19 protein-coding genes are annotated in these 24169 nt (G+C 58.3%); 16 read left to right on the forward strand and 3 right to left on the reverse strand.

Annotation, left to right across the window (positions count from 1 at the left end; translation table 11 throughout):
- Nucleotides 1–205: 205 nt before the first annotated feature.
- The 8 genes from EV660_RS05325 (at nucleotide 206) to EV660_RS05360 (ending at nucleotide 10604) form a co-directional block, all read left to right on the forward strand.
- Nucleotides 206–1438 (forward strand): N-acetylmuramoyl-L-alanine amidase, encoded by a 1233-nt coding sequence (locus EV660_RS05325; protein ID WP_071480718.1) that lies wholly within the window; start codon nucleotides 206–208, stop codon nucleotides 1436–1438.
- A gap of 97 nt (nucleotides 1439–1535) precedes the next feature.
- The gene (locus tag EV660_RS05330) at nucleotides 1536–4061 is read left to right on the forward strand and encodes a penicillin-binding protein 1A (RefSeq protein ID WP_071480719.1); all 2526 of its coding nucleotides are present in this window, start codon (nucleotides 1536–1538) and stop codon (nucleotides 4059–4061) included.
- A 106-nt stretch (nucleotides 4062–4167) separates the two neighbouring features.
- Nucleotides 4168–5295 (forward strand): peptide chain release factor 2, encoded by a 1128-nt coding sequence (gene prfB / locus EV660_RS05335; RefSeq protein WP_071480720.1) that lies wholly within the window; start codon nucleotides 4168–4170, stop codon nucleotides 5293–5295.
- Between the two features lie 89 nt (nucleotides 5296–5384).
- A complete protein-coding gene (locus EV660_RS05340; RefSeq protein ID WP_232727272.1) occupies nucleotides 5385–6167 on the forward strand; it encodes a DUF2189 domain-containing protein in 783 nt (260 codons plus the stop codon).
- 80 nt (nucleotides 6168–6247) lie between these two features.
- Nucleotides 6248–6688, forward strand: coding sequence for a hypothetical protein (locus tag EV660_RS05345; protein ID WP_071480721.1), 441 nt, complete (start codon nucleotides 6248–6250; stop codon nucleotides 6686–6688).
- A 95-nt stretch (nucleotides 6689–6783) separates the two neighbouring features.
- A complete protein-coding gene (locus EV660_RS05350; protein WP_071480722.1) occupies nucleotides 6784–7815 on the forward strand; it encodes a cysteine synthase A in 1032 nt (343 codons plus the stop codon).
- 4 nt (nucleotides 7816–7819) lie between these two features.
- Nucleotides 7820–10282 (forward strand): DUF3772 domain-containing protein, encoded by a 2463-nt coding sequence (locus tag EV660_RS05355; RefSeq protein ID WP_168800298.1) that lies wholly within the window; start codon nucleotides 7820–7822, stop codon nucleotides 10280–10282.
- An 85-nt stretch (nucleotides 10283–10367) separates the two neighbouring features.
- The gene (locus tag EV660_RS05360; protein WP_071480723.1) at nucleotides 10368–10604 is read left to right on the forward strand and encodes an HP1242/YdcH family protein; all 237 of its coding nucleotides are present in this window, start codon (nucleotides 10368–10370) and stop codon (nucleotides 10602–10604) included.
- A gap of 46 nt (nucleotides 10605–10650) precedes the next feature.
- On the opposite strand, the gene EV660_RS05365 is transcribed toward EV660_RS05360, so the two are convergent.
- From EV660_RS05365 to EV660_RS05375, 3 genes are all read right to left on the reverse strand, one after another.
- Nucleotides 10651–11112, reverse strand: coding sequence for a universal stress protein (locus EV660_RS05365; RefSeq protein WP_071480724.1), 462 nt, complete (start codon nucleotides 11110–11112; stop codon nucleotides 10651–10653).
- A gap of 101 nt (nucleotides 11113–11213) precedes the next feature.
- Complete coding sequence (locus EV660_RS05370) at nucleotides 11214–11918, reverse strand: response regulator transcription factor (protein WP_071480725.1); 705 nt, start codon at nucleotides 11916–11918, stop codon at nucleotides 11214–11216.
- Nucleotides 11915–13843 (reverse strand): hybrid sensor histidine kinase/response regulator, encoded by a 1929-nt coding sequence (locus tag EV660_RS05375; protein WP_071480726.1) that lies wholly within the window; start codon nucleotides 13841–13843, stop codon nucleotides 11915–11917. The genes EV660_RS05370 and EV660_RS05375 overlap by 4 nt, the downstream gene beginning before the upstream one ends.
- Nucleotides 13844–14035: 192 nt before the next feature.
- On the opposite strand from EV660_RS05375, the gene EV660_RS05380 reads away from it, so the two are divergent.
- The 8 genes from EV660_RS05380 to EV660_RS05415 all read left to right on the forward strand — a co-directional run bounded on the left by EV660_RS05380 (nucleotide 14036) and on the right by EV660_RS05415 (nucleotide 24141).
- Nucleotides 14036–16018 carry an AMP-binding protein gene (locus EV660_RS05380; protein ID WP_232727273.1) on the forward strand — a complete coding sequence of 661 codons (1983 nt, stop codon included), beginning with the start codon at nucleotides 14036–14038 and terminating at the stop codon, nucleotides 16016–16018.
- Nucleotides 16019–16035: 17 nt separating this feature from the next.
- Nucleotides 16036–16860 (forward strand): ABC transporter ATP-binding protein, encoded by an 825-nt coding sequence (locus EV660_RS05385; RefSeq protein WP_071482107.1) that lies wholly within the window; start codon nucleotides 16036–16038, stop codon nucleotides 16858–16860.
- Nucleotides 16861–16901: 41 nt separating this feature from the next.
- Nucleotides 16902–17888, forward strand: coding sequence for a branched-chain amino acid ABC transporter permease (locus EV660_RS05390; RefSeq protein WP_071480727.1), 987 nt, complete (start codon nucleotides 16902–16904; stop codon nucleotides 17886–17888).
- Nucleotides 17889–17891: 3 nt separating this feature from the next.
- A complete protein-coding gene (locus tag EV660_RS05395; RefSeq protein WP_071480728.1) occupies nucleotides 17892–18968 on the forward strand; it encodes a branched-chain amino acid ABC transporter permease in 1077 nt (358 codons plus the stop codon).
- Between the two features lie 46 nt (nucleotides 18969–19014).
- Entirely contained in the window at nucleotides 19015–20307 is a 1293-nt protein-coding gene (locus EV660_RS05400) for an ABC transporter substrate-binding protein (protein WP_071480729.1), read from the forward strand.
- Between the two features lie 69 nt (nucleotides 20308–20376).
- Nucleotides 20377–21201 carry an ABC transporter ATP-binding protein gene (locus EV660_RS05405; RefSeq protein WP_071480730.1) on the forward strand — a complete coding sequence of 275 codons (825 nt, stop codon included), beginning with the start codon at nucleotides 20377–20379 and terminating at the stop codon, nucleotides 21199–21201.
- Between the two features lie 43 nt (nucleotides 21202–21244).
- On the forward strand, nucleotides 21245–22462 hold the full coding sequence (locus tag EV660_RS05410) for a phenylacetate--CoA ligase family protein (RefSeq protein WP_071482108.1): 1218 nt from the start codon (nucleotides 21245–21247) through the stop codon (nucleotides 22460–22462).
- A gap of 32 nt (nucleotides 22463–22494) precedes the next feature.
- Nucleotides 22495–24141, forward strand: coding sequence for a peptidoglycan-binding domain-containing protein (locus tag EV660_RS05415; RefSeq protein ID WP_168800297.1), 1647 nt, complete (start codon nucleotides 22495–22497; stop codon nucleotides 24139–24141).
- The last annotated feature ends 28 nt before the right edge of the window (nucleotides 24142–24169 follow it).

Genomic DNA, 24169 nt, shown 5'->3' on the forward strand with positions numbered 1-24169 from the left:
GAAATCTGTTGCGCCTTATAAAGCTTGTGCGGGGCTGGGAATCAACCCTTTCGGCCCAGTTGAAGGCCGATTTCGCGAAAGTGAACGCGTTTGCAAGGCGCAATCGGTTCATCACAGGTTTTCTGTCCGCCATGTCGGGTGTATTGGGGGAAGAGGGCAGTCAGGAAAAGAGGTCGAATTGCGCATCGGGGCAGGGTGGCGAAATATGGTCGGCGTGATATGCGGCCTACTGGTGCTTTTGCTCTGCGCGCCATCTGCGTTTGCGCAGGCCAATATGGGGGCGCAGGCGCGTGTCCTTGAAGCTGGGACCGTCTTGGTGGGCGGTCGCGATACGCTCGCGCTGGATATATCGTTAAGCCAGCCAGTCCCGTATAGGGTGCGCACATTCTCTGCCCCGCCGCGACTGGTGATTGATTTCAATACACTCGACTGGGCGGATGTGGAGCCGGGTGCGGGTGCGCCGCGCAGTCATGTGCGCGCAGCACGGCGGGGTCAGTTGCCGGACGGCTGGTCGCGTCTGGTGCTGGATCTTGGCGCGCCGTTTTTGCTGACAAGTTCGGAACAGCGCGTTGACCCTGACAGTGGGCAAGCCATCATTTCCTTGCGAATGAAGCGGGTCGCCTTGGAAGAATTCGAGCGCAATGCGCAGGATGAGCAACGCTTTGCGCGCCTGAGTGGTGCAGCCTATCTGCACCCGGAGGCCGCGCCTGCGCCCGCGCCTGCGCCCGCGCCGCGCAAACCCATTGTAATGCTGGACCCCGGTCATGGTGGCATCGACCCCGGCGCCGAACGGGACGGAATTCGTGAGGCCGATATTGTCCTGAGTTTTGCACGTCAATTGCGCGAGGTCTTGCTGCGTCGCGGTCGTTTTGATGTGGCCATGACACGCGATGCGGACGAATTTGTGTCCCTTGATGGCCGGATCAGGGCCGCGCGCGCCGCGCAGGCGGATCTGTTCCTGTCGCTTCATGCCGATGCCTTGCCCGAAGGGCTGGCCACGGGCACTGTCATCTACTTGCTGGGGGACGAGGCCAGCGATGAATCCGCCGCGTATCTGGCCGAGCGCCATGACCGCGCCGATATGCTGGCCGGTGTTGACCTGACTGGCAACACGGATGAGATCGCGCGCGTGCTGATGTCGGTCGCGTGGCAAGACACCGCGCCACGGGCGCGCGGACTGGCCGATGCGCTGGTCGAAGGGCTTGGGGATGCGGGGCTGCGGCTGCACCGACGGCCAATTCAGTCGGGCGCGTTCACAGTTTTGCGCGCGGTCGATATGCCCTCGGCGCTGATCGAGCTTGGTTTCATGTCCAGCCCGCGCGATTTGCAGAATTTGCGCGATCCTGACTGGACCTTGCGCATGGCCGAGGCTTTGGCGGATGCGCTGGAACTCTGGCAGGAACGTGACACGGCGATGCAACAGTTGCTCAGGCGTTGAAACTGCCTTTGCGTCACGGAGTTTTGACAGGGGCGTGTTTTTGACCTTGGTCAAAGAAGAGCCTATAAGAACGCTATCTGTCCATACGAGGTATCCGGTGCTCCGAGCGATTCTTTCTTTTTTTGGCGGCTTGGTCAGCTTCGCCATAACGGCGTTGTTTGTCGGCGCGCTCGCAGTTGCGGGGGTGTTCTGGTATTATGGGCAGGATTTGCCAAGTCATGAACAGCTAGCCAATTATGCGCCGCCCTCTATCAGCCGCATCTATTCTGGTGAGGGGCGCCTGATTGATGAATTCGCGCTGGAGCGGCGATTGTTCACGCCGATTGACGATATTCCGGAAGAGGTCAGGGATGCTTTCATCGCTGCCGAAGATCGGAATTTCTATGTTCATACCGGATTTGACGCACGCGCGATAGCCGTTGCTGCTTATGAAGCTGTCGCCTCTCGGGGCGAGAATGTTCGCGGTGCGTCCACCATCACGCAGCAGGTGATGAAGAACTTTCTTCTGTCTGGCGACCGGACGGGTGAGCGCAAGATCAAGGAATTGATCCTTGCCAGCCGCGTCGAAGGCACGCTGACCAAGGATCAGATTCTGGAACTGTACCTGAACGAGATTTTCCTTGGTCAGAATTCTTATGGTGTGACTGCGGCTGCGCAAACCTATTTCAACAAGACGCTGGACGAGCTTGATCTGCAAGAGGCCGCCTTTCTGGCAGCCCTGCCGCAAGCACCATCCAGCTATCACCCGGTGCGCAACCATGACCGCGTTGTCGCACGTCGCAATTATGTGCTGGGTGAGATGTTGCGCAATGGCTTCATTTCCCAAGCCGAACATGATGCAGCGCGCGCGTCACCCCTGCTGACAGTACAGTCGGGCGACATTGCAGCGGCCCGGTCCAGCATGCCGCCGCGCGATTATTTCACCGATGAAGTGCGCCGCCAGTTGTCCAGCAGCTTTGGCGAAGACGAATTCTTTGCCGGGGGCCTGTCCATCCGCGCGACCATCGACCCGGAAATGCAGGTGCATGCGGCCCATGCCCTGCAACGTGCGCTGGAACAATATGACCGCGGGCTGGGGCGTTTGCGCACTACGGGCGAAACCATTGCGCCGGACCTGCTGGACAGCGAAGACGCGTGGCGCAATGCGCTGGCCGGGATGGAGCTTGCACGCGATGTGACCTTGGGCAACCGCTGGTATCCGGCCGTTGTGCTGGAGGTCAGCGCGGAAGAGGCTCGTCTTGGGATTGAAGCCGTTGCAGATGATTATCACGCCCCGCATGTTGTGGAACGCGCCGATATTTCATGGGCGCGCGGGTCGTTGTCGGACAATCTTGATGTTGGCGATGTGGTTTATGTCCGGCGCGTCACCTCTGACAGCGATGGCAGTCATGTGCGCTGGTCTTTGCGTCAAATTCCCGAAGTTCAGGGCGGGTTTATGGCGATGGACGTCAATACGGGGCGTGTGATCGCCATGCAGGGGGGCTTTTCCTATCAGGCCTCGGTGTTTAACCGCGCGACCCAGGCGCAACGGCAGCCCGGTTCTGCCTATAAACCGTTTATCTATGCCGCTGCGCTGGATTCCGGCTTTACCCCGGCGACGATCATCGTGGATGCGCCGATCGAATTGGAGACACCTCAGGGAATATGGCGGCCCACGAATGCCACCAACCAGTTCTATGGCCCAACCCCTGTGCGCCGTGGGATCGAATTGTCGCGCAACCTGATGACTGTGCGGCTTGCGCAGGAAATCGGTATGGATGTCGTCGGTGGTTATGCCGAGCGTTTCGGGGTGTATGATCGTGCGCAGCAATTCCTTGCCGCATCGCTTGGGTCGCAGGAAACAACGTTGTTTCGCATGGTGGCGGCCTATGCCATGTTCGCCAATGGGGGCGAACGGGTAGAGCCGACGCTTGTTGACCGGGTGCAGGACCGCTGGGGCGAAACTGTCTATCGTCATGACCAGCGCAATTGCGTGGATTGCGAAGAGCGCGCCTTGCCAGAGGGGCGCAGCCCCTGGATCGCATCGCGCCGTGCGCGGGTGATGGATGCCGTTACGGCCTATCAGTTGACCTCCATGATGGAAGGTGTGGTCCAGCGCGGGACGGCAGCGCGCACTGTGAACCTGCCAGTTCCCGCCGCTGGCAAGACCGGCACAACCAATGAAGCGCGCGATGTCTGGTTTGTCGGATATACGTCAAATATCGTTGCAGGATGCTATATTGGCTATGACCAGCCACGTCCGCTTGGGCGGGGCGCTGGAGGCGGCACGATGTGCGGGCCTGTGTTCAATGAATTCATGCTGGAAGCGATCAAGAAATATGGCGGCGGGCGTTTCCGGGTGCCCGAAGGGGGCTATTTCCTGAAAATCGACCGCAATAGCGGCGCGCGGCTTGCAGATGATGCAACTGGCCCCAATGTCATCTCAGAGTTCTTCCGCGAAGGTGTAGAGCCGATCTTTGGCCTTGCGGCTGTGATTGATGGCGGGTTTTCTCTGGGTTCGGACCTGCCTGTGTTTGCCCCGGGCGAAAGCTATGAGGCATTGCAGCGCGACGATGAAGGGCGCGGGACGGCACCCAGTGGTCCGGCCAGCCTTGGTTCTGTTTCCACCGGTGGTTTGTATTGAACTGGCAATGCTGGTTAACCCCGTTCTGAAGGTGCGGGCGCTTGCCCCTGTCGGCGGGCCGCGCTATGCACTGCGTTGAAAAATCCAGATGATATGGTGAAGACCTATGCGCTCCGAGACGCTCAGCACGATTGATGCGATCCGCAAATCCCTGCTTCTGCTGGGGCAGCGGATGGATATCGAGACAGCACCGCACAGGCTGGAAGAATTCGACGCGATGACCGAAGACCCTGATTTGTGGAATGATTCCGCGCGCGCGCAGGCATTGATGCGGGATCGGCGGATGCTGGCGGATGCGCTGGAGACGCACCGTTCCATTTCGCAGGAACTGGAAGACCAGATCGGTCTGATCGAACTGGGCGAGGCTGAGGGAGATTCCGAAGTCGTGGCCGAAGCGGAGGCCGAGCTTGCCAAACTGGGCAAAGTGGCGGCTGAGAAAGAGCTTGAGGCGCTTTTGAACGGCGAGGCGGATTCGAACGATACCTTCCTCGAGATCAACGCAGGTGCCGGCGGCACCGAAAGTTGCGACTGGGCCTCGATGCTGGCGCGGATGTATGTCCGCTGGGCCGAGAAAAAAGGCTATACAGTCGAGATGATGAGCGAGAGCGCGGGCGAAGAAGCGGGCATTCGCTCTGTCGCCTACAAGATCAGTGGGCATAATGCCTATGGTTGGCTGAAATCTGAATCGGGCGTCCATCGACTTGTGCGCATTTCGCCCTTTGACGGGTCTGCGCGGCGTCATACTTCTTTCAGCTCGGTCTGGGTTTACCCTGTCGTGGACGACAATATCGAGATTGACATCAACCCCTCGGATATTCGCATAGACACCTACCGTTCCTCTGGGGCAGGTGGGCAGCATGTGAATACCACCGACTCGGCGGTGCGTATCACCCATGTTCCGACAGGCATTGTCGTGACCTCCAGCCAGAAATCGCAGCACCAGAACCGCGAAATTGCGATGAACGCCTTGAAATCGCGCCTGTATGAACTGGAATTGCGCAAGCGCACCGAAGCGATCGAGGCCGCGCATGACGCCAAGGGCGATGCGGGCTGGGGCAATCAGATCCGCTCTTATGTGCTGCATCCCTACCAGATGGTGAAGGATCTGCGCACGGGGCACGAGACGTCAGACAGTCAAGGCGTTCTGGATGGTGCGCTTGATGGCTTTATGGCGGCGACATTGGCAATGGATGTGTCGGGCAAATCCCGCGCAGAGGCAAATGCCGAAAGCTGAACCGGCCCGCCCCCAAGCAAACTGAAGAATTTTCTTGCAGGACATATTGTCGCAGCCCTATCCTTCGTTCATGCACAGCGGAGGATCGGATGAACGACAACATGACCCAACAGGCCCATTTGCCACCGTCAGAGATTCCGGCCCCTGAACATATCGGCATCAATGATTTGCGCGACGTCTTGCAGGCGGGGTTTCGTGATTTCATGCGTGCACCGCTATTCGGTATCGCCTTTTCTTTGGTATATGTATTGGGCGGCCTGATCATGTATGCGATCTTCCTTGCCTCAGGTCAAAGCTGGTGGTTCATCCCGATTGCTGTGGGGTTTCCGTTGCTTGCGCCTTTTGCCGCAACCGGGCTTTATGAGGTTAGTCGCCGCCTTGAACAGGGAGAGCCGCTTGGCTGGGCCGCTGTGACGGGGTGCGTGTTTGCACAAAAGGACCGCCAAGTCCCTTCAATGGCGATGGTCATCATGCTGGCCTTCATGTTCTGGGTCTTCGTTGCCCATACGATTTTTGCGCTGTTCTTTGGCCTGCAACCCATCACCAGTTCGACCACAGACATGCTATTGTCAGGGCCGGGCCTGATGATGTTGCTGGTTGGTGGCACAATCGGAGGGGTAATGGCGGCGGTCTTGTTTGCATTGACCGTTGTATCCTTGCCTTTGTTGCTGGATCGCGAAGTCGATTTTATTACTGCGATGATCACCTCTTTCGGGGTTGTGACTAAGAATTTCGGGGCGATGATGGTCTGGGCGGGCCTGATCGCGGTATTGCTGTTTCTTGGGATGCTTCCTTTCTTTCTGGGGCTGTTCGTGGTCCTGCCTGTTCTTGGCCATGCAACCTGGCATTTATATCGCCGCGCGCTGCCCTGAGCGAAGGCGGCGTTTATGCTTTGTAGGGCTGGACACTGCGCGCGGGTCAGGGCAATCTGATCCCAAAGAGGGAGTATGTTATGCCCGCAACGTCGCGCCGCAGTTTTCTTGTTACAGTCTTTGGGGTGATCGGAACGTTATGGTTCGCGGTCCACGCAATTGAATATGTCTTTGCGCGTTATTCCGCGCTGGAGGCGAGCTTTTCCTTGCCAGAACCACTTGGCCTGTCCGGGGTGTTCGAGGGGATGCCGCAATGGGCGGGCATTGCCTTGACTGCTACGATCTGGCTGGGCCTTCTGGGGGCGTTCCTGCTGTTGCTTGGGGATCGGGCCTCGGTTCTGATCCTGTCCTTCACATTGCTGGCAACATGTGTCGCCCTTGCTTGGGGTGTTTTAAGCTTTCTTGAAGGGAATCAGACCCTTGCAGGGATTAATCTGATCTTGTTCCTTGGCAGTCAAACGCTGATGGCTTTCGGATTGTGGTTGTATTCAAGGACGGCAAAAAGGTATCAGACGATCTGACACCTTCTTGGCTTGATGGCCGGGCCGCGTGACGATGTGATTGTAATTTCGGACACAGTCGCTAAGTCTCGCGCCCAGTCAAACCGGAGTATCAGATGAAACGCCACGCAAATCTCTCGGACGCTATCGGCAATACGCCCCTTATCCGGCTGAACAAGGCCAGTGATGCTACGGGATGCGAGATATTGGGCAAGGCAGAGTTCCTGAACCCCGGCCAGTCAGTCAAGGATCGTGCTGCACTATATATCATCCGCGACGCGGTAGAGCGGGGCGCATTGCGCCCCGGCGGCACGATTGTCGAAGGCACCGCGGGTAATACTGGAATCGGGCTTGCACTTGTCGGGGCCTCGCTTGGGTTTCGGACGGTTATCGTCATTCCGGAAACGCAGAGTCAGGAAAAGAAGGACATGCTGCGCCTTGCGGGTGCGGAACTGGTCGAGGTGCCCGCCGCGCCCTATCGCAACCCCAATAACTATGTCCGCTATTCGGGCAGGCTTGCAGCCGCTTTGGCGGAGTCTGAGCCAAATGGCGCGATCTGGGCCAATCAGTTTGACAATGTTGCAAACCGGCGCGCGCATTTCGAGATGACGGGGCCGGAAATCTGGGCACAGACCGAAGGCAAGGTGGATGGGTTCATCTGTGCTGTCGGCTCAGGCGGGACACTTGCCGGTGTGGCCGAAGCATTGCAGCCCAAAGGTGTGCGTATGGGTTTGGCAGACCCGATGGGTGCCGCGCTTTACAGTTTTTACACGACAGGCGAATTCAAGTCAGAGGGTGACTCCATCACCGAAGGGATCGGGCAGGGGCGTATCACAGCCAATCTGGAAGGGTTCACCCCGGATTTCTGCGCGCGCATCCCGGATGATGAAGCGCTGCCGATTGTGTTTGATCTGCTTGCCGAAGAGGGGCTTTGCCTTGGCGGGTCTTCGGGGGTGAATGTTGCAGGTGCCATTCGCATGGCGCGCGATATGGGGCCGGGGCATGTGATTGTGACGATTCTGTGCGACTATGGCACGCGGTATCAGTCCAAGCTGTTCAATCCCGAATTCCTGCATAGCAAGGGCCTGCCAGTGCCTGCATGGATGGAAAAAAGACCTCGCAAGTTACCTGATGTCTTTGAGGGGTGATCCCTTGAAACTGTTTCGACATCTGCAATCGGTCATGCTTGCATGTATGCTGGCATTGTCTGCACCTGTGTTTCTGCCCGCTGTGGCGGTGGCACAAACCAGCCATCAGGTGGTCGCGCCCAATTACGATGAATGGCGCGTTTTTGCAGAACGCGCGGAACGTTTGATTGACCTGCAATTCACCTCTGATGAGGTGTTGGCAGAGTTGCGCGCAGACCTTGTTGTGTTCAGGGGCCGGTTTCTGTCGGCGCAAGATGCGAATGCGACCCGGATTGCAACCTTGCGCGAACAGATTTCTGCGCTTGGCCCGCCGCCAGAAGATGGGGCAAGCGAGGCTGAAGAGCTGGCAGCCCGCCGCGCGGAACTGAGCGAACAACTGACGCAACTACAGGCACCGGGAATCGCCGCACAAGAGGCATTTCGCCGTGCGGATGGGTTGATCCGCCAGATTGACCTTATTGCACGGGAACGGCAGGCAGAGGCGCTTCTGACGCTATGGCCATCGCCGTTGAACCCGGTCAACTGGGTGGCTGCGGTCGATTCCGTTTGGGGCACCGTGTTCACTTTTGGCACTCAGGTTCTGGGCGCGTTGGAAGATCCGGCACATCTGCGCGAATTCCGGTCAAACCTGCCAGTCGTCGGTTTCTTGCTTCTGGCAGCAGGGTTTGTGTTGCTGCGTGGGCGCGCTTGGATTGAACGTCTTGTTGGGCGGTTGCTGGACGAGGGGGGCGACCGCAAGAGCAAGCGCCTTCTGGCGCAGATCATGTCGCTGACGCAGATCATCGTGCCCGTTGCAGCGGTCGCTGCGCTGAGTTCGGCTTTGGTGCTGACGTCGCTTACAGGCGAGATCGGCGCTGCACTTGGAACAGCCCTGGTGCAGGCGGGGATCGGGTATTTCACGGCCCGCTGGGCGGGGCGGCAGTTGTTTCCGGTCCATGAATCCCGACGCGCGCCACTGCAACTGCCAGCGCCGCGCCGACGCGAAGGCCGCTTCATGGCCAATCTTGCGGGGTTGTTCCTTGGGCTGAATGTCATCATCAGCACATTGTTCGATCCTGCACGTCAATCAGACGCGGCCAATGCTGTGATCGCTTTTCCGCTTATGGTTCTGGCGGGTGTGGTGCTGTTCCGGCTTGGCGCATTGCTGTCGCGGCATTTTCAGCTTGTCGCGGCAGACAGCACCGAGACACGATTCTTCGATCGCATTGTCGGGGTGCTTGGAAAGCTGGCGATGATCATCGGCATCGGCGCGCCGCTAATTGCCGCAGTTGGTTATGTCCAGGCGGCGCAAGCGCTTTTGTACCCGTCTATTGTGTCGCTGGGCCTGATCACCTTGCTGCTGTTTCTGACGCAGTTGGTAGATGATATCTTTGACCTTGTGACCCATAGGGGGCCAGATGATCCGGCAGCGCTGATTCCGGCATTGATCGGTTTTGCTATTGTCGTTCTGGCCTTGCCGCTATTTGCGATTATCTGGGGCGTTCGTCCGACCGAATTGCTGGAAATCTGGCAAGTTCTGCGCGAAGGCTTCCGGATAGGCGATACGCGTATATCGCCCACAAATATTCTGAGTTTCCTGATTGTCTTCTCAATTGGTTATCTTGCGACGCGGATGGTGCAGGGTGCGCTTGGCAGCGGTGTGTTGCCCAAGACCAAAATCGACAAGGGCGGCCAGAAGGCAATAATTTCTGGCACCGGTTATGTCGGGATTTTTCTTGCCGCGCTGGTTGCCATTTCGACGGCTGGCATTGACCTGTCGGGGCTTGCGATTGTCGCGGGTGCGCTGTCGGTGGGCATCGGCTTTGGCCTGCAAAATATTGTTTCCAATTTTATTTCGGGGCTGATCCTGCTGATAGAACGACCCGTGGCAGAGGGCGACTGGATCGAGGTTGGCGGCACGATGGGGACAGTGCGTTCAATCTCTGTGCGATCGACCGTGATCGAGACTTTTGACCGAACTGATGTGATTGTCCCGAATGCTGACCTGATTTCGGGGACAGTCACGAACTGGACGCGTTACAACTCGCTAGGTCGGATCATCCTTCCGGTCGGCGTGGCCTATGGGTCCGATACGCGCAAGGTTGCGCGCATCCTCAAGGAAATTGGCGATGCAGAGCCGCTGGCCCTGCTGGACCCAGAGCCGCAAGTGCATTTTGTCGATTTCGGCGCGGACTCTCTCGATTTTGAGCTGCGTCTTGTGTTGAGTGATGTGGGCTTCGGTCTGGCTGTACGTACTGAGCTGCGCCACCAGATTGCAGAACGGTTCAAGGCAGAAGGGATCGAGATACCCTTTGCTCAGCGTGATATATGGCTGCGCAACCCCGAAGCCCTGCGCGGAGAAGCGCCCCCCAAGGCCGCAACCGAGACTGCGCGCGACCCGCGCGATGAGAATGCACGAACCGAAATGCGTTATGACGAGATTTCCGACACGGATGCAGGCGGTGGCGATGCGGATGGTGGGCGATAAACGCGGCTGACTTGTGACAGATCAAGGTCGGGTCTGCGCTGACAGCTAGACTGGGCGCAGAACGTGATATTGAAAGGAGATGCCTATGTCGCACACCCCACATGAACTGCCCGAGGAATTTCCGAATGCAATTGACTTGATCCACAAGCTGAAGCTGGAAGATGCACATTTCGCCCGCCTGTCAGAGCAGTATCACGAGGTTAATCGTGCGATTCACCGTGCCGAGACTTCGGTTGAGCCTGTCTCGGAGGCGCATGAAACCGAATTGCGCCGCAAGCGTATGGCGCTGAAGGATGAAATCGCCCGTATGCTCAATGCGTAAGGTTAGTTTTTGCTGGCGTGACCAGGCCGGGTTGCGATAGCCGCCCCTATCCCTTGGAGATGGCTTCCAGCCTGTCGCGCGACATTTCGCCGGGGACGATGGTGATGGGGATCGGCAGGCTGCCGGAATTGCGTGACATCTGCGTAACAAGCGGACCGGGTGAATTGCCTTCGGTGCCGGCCCCCAGAACCAGAATGCCGATATCCAGATCTTCGCTGATCTGTGCAAGGATTTCGTCCACAGGCTCGCCTTCGCGGATGACAAGTTCGGGGTCCACGCCCTGCCGGTCACGCATCCATTTTGCAAAGACCTCAAAATGGGCTTCAATGCGTTCACGTGCTTCGGCGCGCATCAGGTCTGCGACGCCCGCCCATCCCTGAAATTCGTCCGGCGTGATGATTGACAGAATCTGCACCTTGGCGCCGGTTTGTGACGCCCGCAAAGCGGCAAAGCGCATTGCATTCAGGCATTCGCGGCTGTCATCCAGAATGACCAGAAATTTGCGCATTACGATTCCCGTTCCAATTCGTCAGCGCATCTTGTCCAAAAGCCCGGTGTCTGTAAACAAAAAGACCACCGTGGGTCTGGGTTAAACAGGTCGTTTTGCGCTTAACCCCAGGTCACATTGCCCAGAAAAATATAACCCGCCCCGTAGATCGTCTTGATCAGACGCGGGTTGCGGGGGTCTTCGTTCAGTTTGGTGCGCAGGCGCGAAATCCGCACATCCATGGCGCGGTCGAAGCTCTCACCTGCGGTGCCGCCCAGCGCATCCAGCATCTGGTTGCGCGAGATCAGGCGCTTGGGGCTGTCGAGAAACAAGCGCAGCACCTCGCCTTCGGCGTGACTGATGGGGATCTCGCGCGCGTCCTTGTCGATCAGCACATAGCGGTCGAACTCCGCCGTCCAGCCGTTAAATTGAGCGCGTGTATTGCGTGCCTCTGGCTGTGTGCCGGGTTTGCGCAAGCGCGCGCGAATGCGCGCCACAACTTCGGCGGGGTCAAAGGGTTTGATGATGTAGTCATCCGCCCCCAGCTCCAGCCCTGTCACGCGGTCCTGCACTTGGGCACGGCCAGAGATGATGATGATCGTAGCCCCCGATTCCAACGCAAGCCGATGCACCAGCGCCAGCCCGTCGCGGTCTGGCAGACCAAGATCCACAAGGCAGACATCCGGGGTGGTCCTTTTCAAGGCGGCCTCGAATTCGGTGGCGCGCGCATAGGTCGTGGTGTGAAACCCTGCATCCTGCAATGCCGATGACAACACTTGCCTGATTTCAGGTTCGTCATCCAGAATGGCGATATGCGGAATGCTCATATGACGATCTCCAGCGCGCTGCGCAGCTCGCTCAGTGTAAAAGGTTTGTCCAGAACCGGAAACTCTCTGGCAGCTTCGCGGTAGAGTGTATCGCCCGGTGGTAAGGCGGTCATCAGATGCAGGCGGTTCATACCCTGCGCGCGACATGCGCGCAAAAGATCGAGGCCAGATCCCGTTCCCACAAGATTGATATCAGACAATACCAGCCCAAGGCCGGGCAGGTCCACCAGCGCCATCGCTTCGTCATGGCTGGCGGCTTCTATCACATTATGGCCCAGATCGCGCAGCATTTCACGCACGTTCTCGCGGATGCTGTCAGTATCTTCGACCAACAGTACAAGTTCGGGTGGCTGTGACCGCGTGACTTGTGCCGCGGGCTTGAAAGGCAGGCGCAAGGTCACTTCGGCCCCGCCTGTCGCGCGGTTCGCAAGCCGGACAGTGCCCCCAGCCAATGTGATCTGATCATAGACCATCGCCAGCCCCAGCCCTGACCCCTCGCAGCCCTTGGTCGTGAAGAACGGGTCTAACCCTTTGTCCAGCGCCATCTCGCTGAACCCCACCCCGGTATCTTCAACGCGCAATTCCAGCCATGTGTCACTGACACGACGGGCGGATAGAATAATCTCGCCGGGTTCTGCGCCAAGGGCATCGCGCGCGTTCAGTATCAGGTTCAGAAGCGAATCCTGCAATGCGCCCTGATCCAGCATTAGCGGTGGCAATACATCCTGCACGCGCATGTGCAGGCGAATATCGGGCGGCAGGGCAGGGCGGGCCATGACCTGCAAATCTTCCAGCAGCGACGCCAGATCCGTTGGCTGGGGCCGCAATTCTCGATGACCGGAAATGGTGGCAATGCGGTCCAGCAACACACCGCCACGCCTTGCAGCGGCGATGGTGGATTGCGCGATCTGCGCAATTTCCGGCGGCAGGTCCTTGCGGCGCGCAAGCTGCCCTTGCAGCCCCAATATGATCGTCAGCAAATTACCGAAGTCATGCGCCAAACCCGATGACAGTTGCGCCGCCAGTTCGCGCTTGCGCGTTTGTGCAAGGGTGGCGCGGGCCTGGGTTTCTTCGGTCACATCCATCGACATGACATAGATGCCGCTGATCGGACCATCATCGACCTGATCGGGGGTCAGGGACAGGCGAACGCGCCGACCACTTGCATCATGGGTAAATTCATGGACCGAATTCTCGCCTTGCAAGGCAAGGTCCAGCCATTGGCTGATCTTGCCATAGACGTCGCCCATAACCTCTTGCACCGTCATCCCGACGATATTCTGTGGAAGACCCGGAAACACAGAGGATAGCCGCCGATTCGAGAATGTATAGCGCAGGTCGCGGTCCAGATGGGCGATATGGGCGGGCATCATTTCAGCGGTCAAGCGGGTGCGGGCCTCCATCTCGGTCAGTTCACGCTTGGCCTGTTCCAATGCCGCGTTTGACGCCGCAAGCGCCCGGTTGGTTTGCGCCAGCCGTTTAGTATGCGCCAGCAATTCGCCAGATAATTCTTCTGAATGCGCTTGCAGCAGGCGTTCTTGCAGCTTCACTTCGGTTATGTCGGTGTAAACCGTGACCCAGCCGCCCTGGGGCAGGGGCGCCCCCTCTACGCTGATCCAGCGCCCATTGGCGCGTTCGCGCTCCATGTAGTGGGGGACAAAGGCGCGCGCGGCGTCAACGCGCACGCGCACCGCTTCGGCTTCGTCGTCAACCTGTCCATATTCCCCACGCGACACAAGATGGCGGATCGTCTGCTCAAACTCGGCGCCGGGTTGCACCAGATGATCTGGCAACTCGAACATTTCCTGATAGCGGCGGTTGCTGACAGACAGGCGCAGATTGCTGTCGAAGATCGACAACGCCTGCTGGATCATGTTCAACCCCGCCCCCATCAGCTTGATCCGGGTATCTTCCGATAGCGACATCACGGCACTCCTTCCCCCGGAGCGGATGCTAGACTGCCGCAGGCAGCGGGAAAAGCCCCGAAAAATAGGCGTTACAATTCGTAAGGATTGCGCAAAACTACGGCAAGAATCGCCGCGCTTCATGGCGCATGAGGGAGAGCGCAACGCGACATGATCGCGCAGCGCAGGAGTTGCCAAGAGGAGGGGGGCCCAGTGAGTAGCACGGCCGTAACCAGCCAATCGCTGGATGATCTGACGTCTATTCCGGCGCTGTTGGCGCGCAACGCCAAGCGATACGGCTTGCAGACTGCTTACCGGGAAAAGGAATTCGGCATCTGGCAATCCTGGACCTGGGCCGAGACGCTGGCCGAAGTGCGCGCGCTCTCACTGGGATTTCTGGCACTGGGGATGCAGCGCGGCGATTATGTCGCCATCATTGGCCGCAACCGTCCGGCGCTGTATTGGTCGATGGTTGCGGCGCAATCGGTCGGCGCGATCCCAGTGCCGCTTTATCAGGACGCTGTGGCCGAAGAGATGGCCTATGTTCTGGACCATTGCGGCGCAAGGTTCGTCGTCTGTGGTGATCAGGAACAGGTCGATAAGGTGCTGGAGGTTCAGGAAACCGTCAAATGCATCGAAGAGATCCTGTATCTCGATAAGCGCGGGATGCGGAAATACGATCACAGCCACATGAACTGGCTCGACGATGTCATGCGCGAGGGGCGCGCGGCAGAAACCCGGCTGGGGGGTGAGCTGGACAAGCGCAGCGCTGCGCTGACGCTCGATGATACATGCGTCATGCTCTATACATCAGGGACGACGGGCAAGCCCAAGGGCGTTGTGCTGAGCAATCGCAATATTATCGTCACCTCGAAGAACAGTTCAGAATTCGACAAGCTGCGCCCCGGTGACGAAATTCTGGCCTATCTGCCTATGGCCTGGGTTGGGGATTTCATCTTTGCGATTGGGCAGGCTTACTGGACCGGATTTTGCGTCAATTGCCCGGAATCGGCGCAGACGATGCTGACCGACCTGCGCGAGATCGGGCCGACCTATTATTTTGCCCCGCCGCGTATTTTCGAGACGATGCTGACAACAGTCATGATCCGTATGGAAGATGCCTCGCCTTTGAAGCGGCGGCTGTTTCACCACTTCATGGAACATGCGCGCAAGATCGGGCCAAGATTGCTTGATGGCAAACCCGTTGGCGCGGGTGACAAGCTGAAATATGCGCTTGGCAATCTGCTGGTCTATGGTCCGTTGAAAGATACGCTTGGCCTGCGCCGCATTCGTGTGGCCTATACAGCGGGCGAAGCGATCGGGCCGGAGATTTTCGATTTCTATCGCGCGCTGGGGATCAACCTCAAGCAGCTTTACGGCCAGACCGAAGCCTCGGTTTTCATCACGCAACAACCCGATGGAGAGGTGCGTTCGGACACGGTTGGTGTGCCTTCGCCAGGGGTCGAGGTGCGCATTGCCGAAAATGGCGAGGTATTCTACCGCTCGCCCGGCACTTTTGAGAGCTATTACAAGAACGCCGAAAGTACCGCCTCGACCAAGGATGCCGAAGGCTGGGTGGCCACAGGGGATGCCGGGTTCTTTGAGGAAGCAACCGGCCATCTGCGTATCATCGACCGGGCCAAGGATGTGGGCAAGATGGCCGATGGTGGCATGTTCGCGCCCAAATATGTTGAGAACAAACTGAAATTTTACCCGAACATTCTGGAAGCTGTGGTCTTTGGCAATAATCGTGACCGCTGCGTGGCGTTCATCAATATCGACCTTGGGGCTGTCGGGTCCTGGGCGGAGCGTAACAATATCGCCTATTCCAGCTATCAGGAACTGGCCAGTCTGAAGCCGGTTCTTGATACGATTCAGGAACATGTCGAGACTGTGAACGAAAGTGTCGCACAAGACGACATGCTGTCTGGCTGCCAGATTCACCGCTTCCTTGTCCTGCACAAGGAGCTTGACGCTGATGATGGCGAAATGACCCGCACCCGCAAGGTACGCCGCCGGATCGTCGAGGAAAAGTTCAATGACCTGATCGACGCGCTCTATGGCGGAAAGGACAGCATCTATACCGAAACCGAAGTGACCTATGAAGACGGGCGCAAGGGAAAGTTGAAAGCAACGCTGGAAATCCGCGACGCCAAGGTTTTCGGGCAGGTCGCAGCCAAGGTTGCGGCAGAATGAAGGGGCAGGGGGACGCAATGCGCGATACGGCACCGGAGGAGGGCTATGTCACCGCTGATGGGCGCAAGATTGGGGGCGTTGCGATGGAAATGCGCAACATTACCCTTCGCTTTGGCGGTGTGGTGGCGATCAAGGATATCAGTTTCGACATCCGCTGGGGGGAGATCCGTGCGATTATCGGGCCGAATGGCGCGGGCAAGTCGTCGATGCTCAATGTCATCTCCGGTTTTTACCACCCGCAGGAAGGCGATGTGATCTTCAAGGGTTACAAGCGCCCGAAGATGCGCCCTTATCAGGTGGCGCGCATGGGGATAGCGCGCACCTTCCAGAATATCGCCTTGTTTGAAGGGATGAGCGTTCTGGACAACATTATGACCGGCCGGTTGCACCATATGAAAGCCAATCTGTTCCAGCAGGCCTTGTGGTGGGGCCGCGCCCAGCGCGAAGAAGATGAAAACCGCGAACAGGTCGAGAAGATCATCGACTTTCTGGAAATCCAGCACATCCGCAAGACCCCTGTGGCGCGCCTGCCTTACGGGTTGAAAAAGCGGGTGGAGCTGGCCCGCGCGCTGGCGGCGGAACCGTCCATCCTGCTGCTGGATGAACCTATGGCGGGCATGAATGTCGAAGAGAAAGAAGACATGTCGCGCTTCATTCTTGATGTGAACGACGAATTCGGAACAACAACTGTGCTGATCGAGCATGACATGGGCGTGGTCATGGACCTGTCCGACCGCGTAGTGGTCATGGATTACGGCAAGAAAATCGGTGACGGCACCCCCGATGAGGTGCGGACCAATGAAGAGGTCATCAAGGCCTATCTGGGGGTGGCGCATGAATAACCGGCATTTGACACGGGTCCAGATGACAGGGAGGGCGCGCAATGCCTGATACGCTACTCTTCGCGATGGAGGCCACGTTGAATGGCCTGACGGCGGGCGTGATGTATGCGCTTGTAGCCCTTGGGTTTGTGCTGATCTTCAAGGCCAGCGGCATATTCAACTTTGCTCAAGGGGTGATGGCCCTTTTTGCCGCGCTGACGCTGGTGGGCTTTCAATCCGGCCAAATTCCGTTTTCGCACCTTATCAACGCGATGTTCGGCACAAGGTTGCACCATTTCGGCTGGAACATGCCCACGCTTCTGGCAATCCCGGCGACTGTGCTGGTCATGATCTTGCTGGCGGTTCTGGTCGAACGCTTCATCCTGAAACATCTGGTCAATCAGGAACCTATTATCCTGTTCATGGCAACCATCGGTCTGGCTTATTTCCTTGAAGGTGTCGGTGACATCATGTGGGGGGCCGAGGTCAAGGCGCTGGATGTGGGCCTGCCCAAAGGCATGTCAGGCGCGGTTGATGATGTGACATTTGCCTGGTTCGGATATGGCTTTTACATCGACCGGCTGGAAATCTGGGCTGCGGGAATTGCTGCGCTTCTTGTGGCCGCGCTGACCGTGTTTTCACAATATACCAAACAAGGCCGCGCGCTGCGCGCTGTGGCCGACGACCATCAGGCTGCGCTGTCGGTGGGTATAAGCCTGCGTTTCATTTGGGTGCTGACATGGTCCATCGCCGGTATCGTTGCGCTGGTTGCCGGGATCATGTGGGGGTCAAAATCCGGGGTGCAGTTCTCGCTTTCCCTGATCGCGCTGAAGGCTCTGCCGGTTTTGATCCTTGGCGGCTTCACCTCAATTCCCGGTGCGATTATCGGCGGGCTGATTATCGGGGTCGGTGAGAAGCTGTTCGACTTCTTCATGAGCCCGATCATCGGCGGGGCGACAGAGAATTGGTTCGCCTACATGCTGGCGCTGGTCTTCCTGCTCTTCCGTCCACAAGGCCTTTTTGGCGAACGAATTATCGAGAGGGTCTGAGATATGCTGTATCGTGAAGCAGGCGATTTCAAGACAAGCTATGTCGCCGATAACCAGACATTCCCGATCAAGTTCGACCGGTATGGCTATTACTTCCTTCTTGGCTTTGCCTTTCTGGTCATGCCGCTGATTATCAATGATTACTGGGCAAATTCCATCGTCGTGCCCTTTCTGATCTATACGATCGCGGCCTTGGGGCTGAACATCCTGATCGGATATTGCGGGCAGCTTTCGCTGGGTACCGGGGCTTTCATGGCCGTAGGGGCCTATGGCAGCTACAAACTGATGACCGCATTCCCGGAATTGAACATCATTTTCGTGATCATCATCGCAGGGTTTATCACGGCGGGCGTTGGCGTGCTGTTCGGCCTGCCCAGTTTGCGCATCAAGGGGTTTTATCTGGCCGTGGCTACGCTTGCGGCACAGTTCTTCCTGATCTGGCTGTTTACGCGCACCGCATGGTTTTACAACTACTCGCCCACAGGCATGATCTCTGCCCCGACGCGAGAGGTGTTTGGCGTGCCGGTGACCGGCCCGCGTGCAAGTGCCGTGTCGATGTATATGATCTGCCTGTGCTTCCTTGTCGTCACGGCCTGGCTTGCGCGCAATCTGACGCGCGGCTCTCTGGGGCGGCAATGGATGGCCATTCGTGACATGGACATCGCCGCAGAGATTATCGGGGTAAACCCGCTAATGGCCAAGCTGACCGCGTTTGCCGTGTCTTCCTTCTTTGTGGGCATTTCCGGGGCACTGCTGTTCACGGTCTATCTGGGGGCCGCCGAAGCAGGCGAGGCATTCGGGATCGACAAGTCCTTCCTTGTCCTGTTCATGGTCATCATTGGCGGACTTGGGTCGATCTTCGGCGCTTTTGCCGGGGCCTTTTTCCTGATCGTGGGGCCAGTGCTGCTGAAGCTATTGCTGGTCAACGGGCTGGGATGGCCCACGGATCTGGCTGCGCATCTGGAAATCATGATCATTGGTGCACTGATCCTTGTGTTTCTAATCGCCGAGCCGCATGGCATCGCGGCCCTGTGGCGCACGATAAAAGAGAAACTGCGACTATGGCCTTTCCCCTACTAGGGGGCAGGCCGACCTGAGACTTGTCATTCATATGGGAGGAGAACCGATGAAGATGACCCGACTGGCTGCAACATTTGCAGCAACCATGATCGCAACGGGGCCTGCTTTGGCCGAAACGCTGCATTTCCCATCACTCAGCTACCGCACCGGACCTTTCGCAGCAGGGGGCATTCCCTTCGCTGACGGGTATTCCGACTATCTGACGCTGATAAACGAACGCGATGGCGGGATTGGTGGTGTCCCCATTCGCCAGACCGAATGCGAAACCGCCTATAACACCGAACGTGGTGTGGAGTGTTATCAGTCCATTCGCGGTGACAACCCGCTGGTGTTGCAGCCGCTTTCCACCGGCATTACCTATCAGTTGATCCCGCGCACGATGGAAGATGGCATTCCCATGCACACGATGGGCTATGGGCGCACATCGGCTGTGAATGGCGAAGTGTTCAACTGGACCTTCAACTATCCTGCAAACTACTGGGATGGGGCCAGCGTGATCATCAATTATCTGCTGGATGAAAATGACGGCTCTCTTGAAGGCAAGAAGATCGCGCTTCTCTATCATAACTCCGCCTACGGGCGCGAACCGATCCCAACGCTGACGCGCCTGTCAGAACGTCATGGCTACGAGTTGCTGACCATCGGCGTGGACAGCCCTGGCCAGGAACAGGGCAGCCAGTGGTTGCAAATCCGGCGTGAGCGGCCCGATTATGTGGTGATGTGGGGTTGGGGTGTGATGAACCCGACTGCGATTCAGGAAGCCGCAAATATCCGCTTCCCGATGGAAAATTTCATCGGCGTTTGGTGGTCCGGCTCGCAGCAGGATGTGCGTCCTGTTGGGGCGGGCGCGCATGGTTACAAGGCGCTTGCGATGCACGGCACCGGCATGGATTACCCGATCTACGAGGACATGCAGCGTTATGTCATCGATGCCGGAAAATATGCCGGCACGGGCGATGAAGTGGGAACAGTGCTCTATTCGCGTGGCATGTATGCCGCCATGCTGGCAGTAGAGGCCGCGAAGAAGGCACAGGAAATCCACGGGGTTGCAGCGATCACGCCCGCAATGATGCGCGATGGCATGGCCAATCTGGAAATCACCGAGGAATTGATGGCTGAACTGGGCCTGCCGAATTTCGGCCCTGCCTTCTCGGTGTCGTGCCAGAACCACGGTGGGTCGGGCGCGGCCATGATACAGCAATGGGATGCCAATGCCGGGGAGTGGAACCTGATCACCGACTGGATCGAGCCGGATCGGGAGTTGATCATGGAGATGGCGATGGAAGACAGCCTTGCCTTCGCAGCCGAGAACAACATGACCCCGGCCTGCCTGAACTAAGCGCAACAGTGGTCCCGGGCTTCAGCCCCGGGGCCACTTTCCCCAGCCTGACAGCGAAAGCCTGAACCGATGTTGGACACAAGCCCCACACAAACAACGCTTCTTGAAGTGAACAATATAGAAGTGCTGTACAATCACGTCATCCTTGCGCTCAAGGGGGTCAGTCTGGATGTCCCCAAGGGTGGCATCACAGCGCTACTAGGGGGCAATGGCGCGGGCAAGTCTACGACGCTCAAGGCCATTTCCAACCTGATCCATTCCGAGCGTGGTGAAGTTACCAAGGGCACCATCTTGTATGACGGGCGCAATATGGTGGGTCTTGATCCGGCCGATCTGGTGAAATCCGGTGTTGTGCAGGTCATGGAGGGGCGCCATTGCTTCGAGCATCTGACAGTTGAAGAAAACCTGCTGACAGGTGCTTACACGCGCAATGATGGGCGCGCAGCAATCGCGGCAGAACTTGAGCTGGTTTATGAATATTTTCCGCGCCTGAAAGAACGCCGCAAGTCACAGGCGGGCTATACTTCGGGCGGCGAGCAGCAAATGACGGCAATCGGTCGCGCGCTGATGTCGCGCCCGTCGATGATCCTGCTGGACGAGCCGTCAATGGGCCTTGCGCCGCAACTGGTCGAACAGATTTTTGAAATCGTGGCCCGGCTGAACCGTGAACAGGGTGTGACCTTTCTGCTGGCCGAACAGAATACAAATGTCGCGCTGCGCTATGCGCATACCGGTTTCATCATGGAAAACGGGCGCATCGTGATGGAGGGCACCGCAAAGGAATTGCGCGAGAACCCGGATGTTAAGGAATTCTACCTTGGCATGTCCGACAAGGGCCGCAAGAGCTTTCGCGAGGTCCGCTCTTACCGCCGCCGCAAGCGTTGGTTGGCGTAACATGGCCGATGGACAAAACCGCCACAGTTCAGAGGGCAACGCAATGACCCCGTTCGACAATTTGGAAACCCTATCGCCAGAGGCCCGCGAAAGCGCGCTTGCTGAGGCATTGCCGCGCGCCATTGCTTTGGCCTTGCAGGCACCGGGGATGGCCGCGCATCTGGGGCAGATTGATCCAGACGCGATAACCGACAGTGCTGCACTGGCAAGGTTGCCGGTCTTGCGCAAGTCCGATCTTGTCGCTGCCCAATCCGCGCAGCCGCCATTCGGCAGGCTGAATGCGACGAAATTGCGGGGTTTTGAACATGTCTTTCAATCGCCCGGCCCGATTTATGAGCCGGGACGCATCAGCAAGGACTGGTGGCGTCTGGGGCGCTTTCTGCATGCCTCTGGCATAGGGGCGGGCGATGTTGTGCAGAACTGTTTTTCCTATCATCTGGTGCCTGCGGGCATGATGTTTGAAAATGCCGCCCGCGCGGTGGGCGCGACAGTCCTGCCGGCAGGAACAGGGCAGACAGAATTGCAGGTCATCGCCGCGCGCGACATCGGCACCACTGCTTATGCAGGCACGCCGGATTATCTGAAGATGATCCTTGAGAAAGCCGATGAAATGGGGGTCACCCTTGCGATTTCCAGGGCTGTGGTTGGGGGCGGTGCGCTGTTTCCCAGCCTGCGCAGCTATTACGAGGACCGTGGCATCACCTGTCGGCAATGTTATGCCACAGCAGATCTGGGCAATATCGCCTATGAGACTGATGCGCTGGAAGGCATGGTGGTTGATGAGGGGGTGATCGTCGAGATTGTACGCCCGGGCACAGGCGACCCTGTGCCAGAGGGCGAGGTGGGCGAGGTTGTGGTCACATCCCTCAACCCCGATTATCCGCTGATCCGGTTTGCGACCGGCGATCTGAGTGCTGTCTTGCCGGGGCAAAGTCCTTGCGGTCGTACCAATATGCGTATCAAGGGCTGGATGGGGCGCGCCGATCAAACCACCAAGATCAAGGGTATGTTTGTACGTCCTGAACAGGTTGCGGCCCTTGTCGCGCGCCATGACGAAGTGCACCGGGCGCGGGTTATTGCCACCCGCAGCGGTGAAAAAGACGTGATGACCGTCCAGATTGAGACGCGCGCAGCAAATCCTGCATTGTATGAAGAGACGGTGCTCTCTACTCTCAAGCTGAAAGGGCTGGTCGAATTGGTGCCACCTGGGTCGTTGCCCAATGACGGGCTGGTGATAGAGGATTTGCGCCGTTACGATTGACCCTATGCTGTGGCTGTCAGCGAGGGATGAAGATGCGCAGGCTTATTCCGGTTTTGCTACTTTGGTTTCTTGGGGTGCAGGCCCATGCATCCAACCTTGCCCTTGTCATTGGTAACCAAGACTACGAGTCCCTTGGCACCGCGCGCGGGGCGGCGGTTGTTGCGGCTGCGGGTGACGCATTGGAAGATATGGGCTTTCGTGTCTTCTCGGGGGAAGGGCTGAGCACGGAAGAAATACGCGCGCAGCTTTCCGGGATGCATGAAGATATTCTGCGCGACGGCGCAGAACGCGTGGTCGTCGTTCTGGCCGGGCATTTCGGCCATTCGCGCAGTGGTGGCTGGTTCATGGGCAGCGAGGCCGAGGCACAGGGGTTGGCGCTGGCCGACGGGCAGGGTTTGCGTCTGGATATCGTGCTGGAGATTGCCGCTCTGGCAAGTGACAGCGCTGTGATCTGGCTGGGCGATAGTGATGGCGCTGTCGCGCTTGGCAATGGGCTGGAGGCGGGTCTGCCGCAAAGGCTGATGGTGCCGCAAGGGGTTGGGGTCGTTCGCGGGCGGCCTGATCAGGTGCTGGACGGGCTGCGCCAGACCTTGCGCCCGGGAACGGCACTTTCTTCAGTGGTGGATCGCAATCGCAACCTGTCTGGTGAAGGCGCCATCCCGACGCTGGTTCCTTTCCTGCCCGAAGGCTATGCACCAACCGCGCGGGCCGATCAGCGCGCTTTTGCGGCCGCGCAGGAAACCGGAACCGAGGAGGCGTATCAGGCCTATCTCGACACTTTTCCGAATGGTCAGAATGCACAAGCCGCCCGCGCCGCGCTGGAGCGTATCCGCAATTCACCAGAACGGCTGGAAGATGCCCTGATGCTGACACGCGCAGAGCGTCGCGCGATCCAGAATGACCTTGTGGTTCTGGGATATGATACGCGCGGAATAGACGGCATTTTTGGCCCCGGAACACGTGGCGCAATTACCAACTGGCAGCGCCACAATGAACTGCCCGATACCGGCTATCTGACGCAGGATCAGATATTTCAACTGGCCAGACAGGGCGCGGACCGCACACTGGAACTAGAAGCCGAAGAACGCGCGCGCCGTGAAGCAGAGGAACGCAGGGACCGCGAATACTGGGCTGCAACCGGCGCAGTTGGCGATGAAGCGGGCCTACGCAGATACCTTGAGAGGTATCCGGAAGGGATTTTCGCGGGGCTTGCGGGGGACCGGCTTGAACAGATTGCCGCCGAGGCGGAAGAGGCATTGCGCAGCCGTGATTTGGCCGCATGGCGCCGCGCGCGTGGCCGTGATGATGTTGCAGGCTATGAAGCTTATCTGGACGACTGGCCCGATGGTGGTTTTGCAGATGTCGTGCGTAGCCGGTTGCGCGACTTGCAAACAGACTCTGACGGGGCTTGGCCACCCGGGCGCGACAATGCAGCGATCCGGCGCGCGCGTGCGCAAGAGCAGCAACTTGGACTTGCTGAGCCGACACGATTGTTGATCGAACAAAGGCTGGCGCGGCTTGGGTTTGACCCCGGACCCGTGGACGGTGTGTTCGATGACCAGACCCGCGAGGCGATTGCAGGGGCACAGGAACGGTTTGACCTGCAACCGACCGGCTATGTGAATCAGGATCTGCTGACCATGCTGGTCAGCAATCTGTTCAGAGAGTTCTTCCGATAGGGCGGTTGCGTGAGGGCCTCGACTGGCC

Origin of the sequence: Roseinatronobacter bogoriensis DSM 18756, assembly GCF_004366635.1 — a bacterium.
Taxonomy (GTDB): Bacteria; Pseudomonadota; Alphaproteobacteria; order Rhodobacterales; family Rhodobacteraceae; genus Roseinatronobacter; species Roseinatronobacter bogoriensis.

Excerpts from the sequence above, each read along its gene's own strand:
- EV660_RS05325 (WP_071480718.1), top strand. The coding sequence starts at position 206 with ATGGTCGGCGTGATATGCGGCCTACTGGTGCTTTTGCTCTGCGCGCCA.
- prfB (WP_071480720.1), top strand. The coding sequence starts at position 4,168 with ATGCGCTCCGAGACGCTCAGCACGATTGATGCGATCCGCAAATCCCTG.
- EV660_RS05340 (WP_232727272.1), top strand. The coding sequence starts at position 5,385 with ATGAACGACAACATGACCCAACAGGCCCATTTGCCACCGTCAGAGATT.
- EV660_RS05345 (WP_071480721.1), top strand. The coding sequence starts at position 6,248 with ATGCCCGCAACGTCGCGCCGCAGTTTTCTTGTTACAGTCTTTGGGGTG.
- EV660_RS05350 (WP_071480722.1), top strand. The coding sequence starts at position 6,784 with ATGAAACGCCACGCAAATCTCTCGGACGCTATCGGCAATACGCCCCTT.
- EV660_RS05360 (WP_071480723.1), top strand. The coding sequence starts at position 10,368 with ATGTCGCACACCCCACATGAACTGCCCGAGGAATTTCCGAATGCAATT.
- EV660_RS05365 (WP_071480724.1), bottom strand. The coding sequence starts at position 11,112 with ATGCGCAAATTTCTGGTCATTCTGGATGACAGCCGCGAATGCCTGAAT.
- EV660_RS05370 (WP_071480725.1), bottom strand. The coding sequence starts at position 11,918 with ATGAGCATTCCGCATATCGCCATTCTGGATGACGAACCTGAAATCAGG.
- EV660_RS05375 (WP_071480726.1), bottom strand. The coding sequence starts at position 13,843 with ATGTCGCTATCGGAAGATACCCGGATCAAGCTGATGGGGGCGGGGTTG.
- EV660_RS05385 (WP_071482107.1), top strand. The coding sequence starts at position 16,036 with ATGCGCGATACGGCACCGGAGGAGGGCTATGTCACCGCTGATGGGCGC.
- EV660_RS05390 (WP_071480727.1), top strand. The coding sequence starts at position 16,902 with ATGCCTGATACGCTACTCTTCGCGATGGAGGCCACGTTGAATGGCCTG.
- EV660_RS05395 (WP_071480728.1), top strand. The coding sequence starts at position 17,892 with ATGCTGTATCGTGAAGCAGGCGATTTCAAGACAAGCTATGTCGCCGAT.
- EV660_RS05400 (WP_071480729.1), top strand. The coding sequence starts at position 19,015 with ATGAAGATGACCCGACTGGCTGCAACATTTGCAGCAACCATGATCGCA.
- EV660_RS05405 (WP_071480730.1), top strand. The coding sequence starts at position 20,377 with ATGTTGGACACAAGCCCCACACAAACAACGCTTCTTGAAGTGAACAAT.
- EV660_RS05410 (WP_071482108.1), top strand. The coding sequence starts at position 21,245 with ATGACCCCGTTCGACAATTTGGAAACCCTATCGCCAGAGGCCCGCGAA.
- EV660_RS05415 (WP_168800297.1), top strand. The coding sequence starts at position 22,495 with ATGCGCAGGCTTATTCCGGTTTTGCTACTTTGGTTTCTTGGGGTGCAG.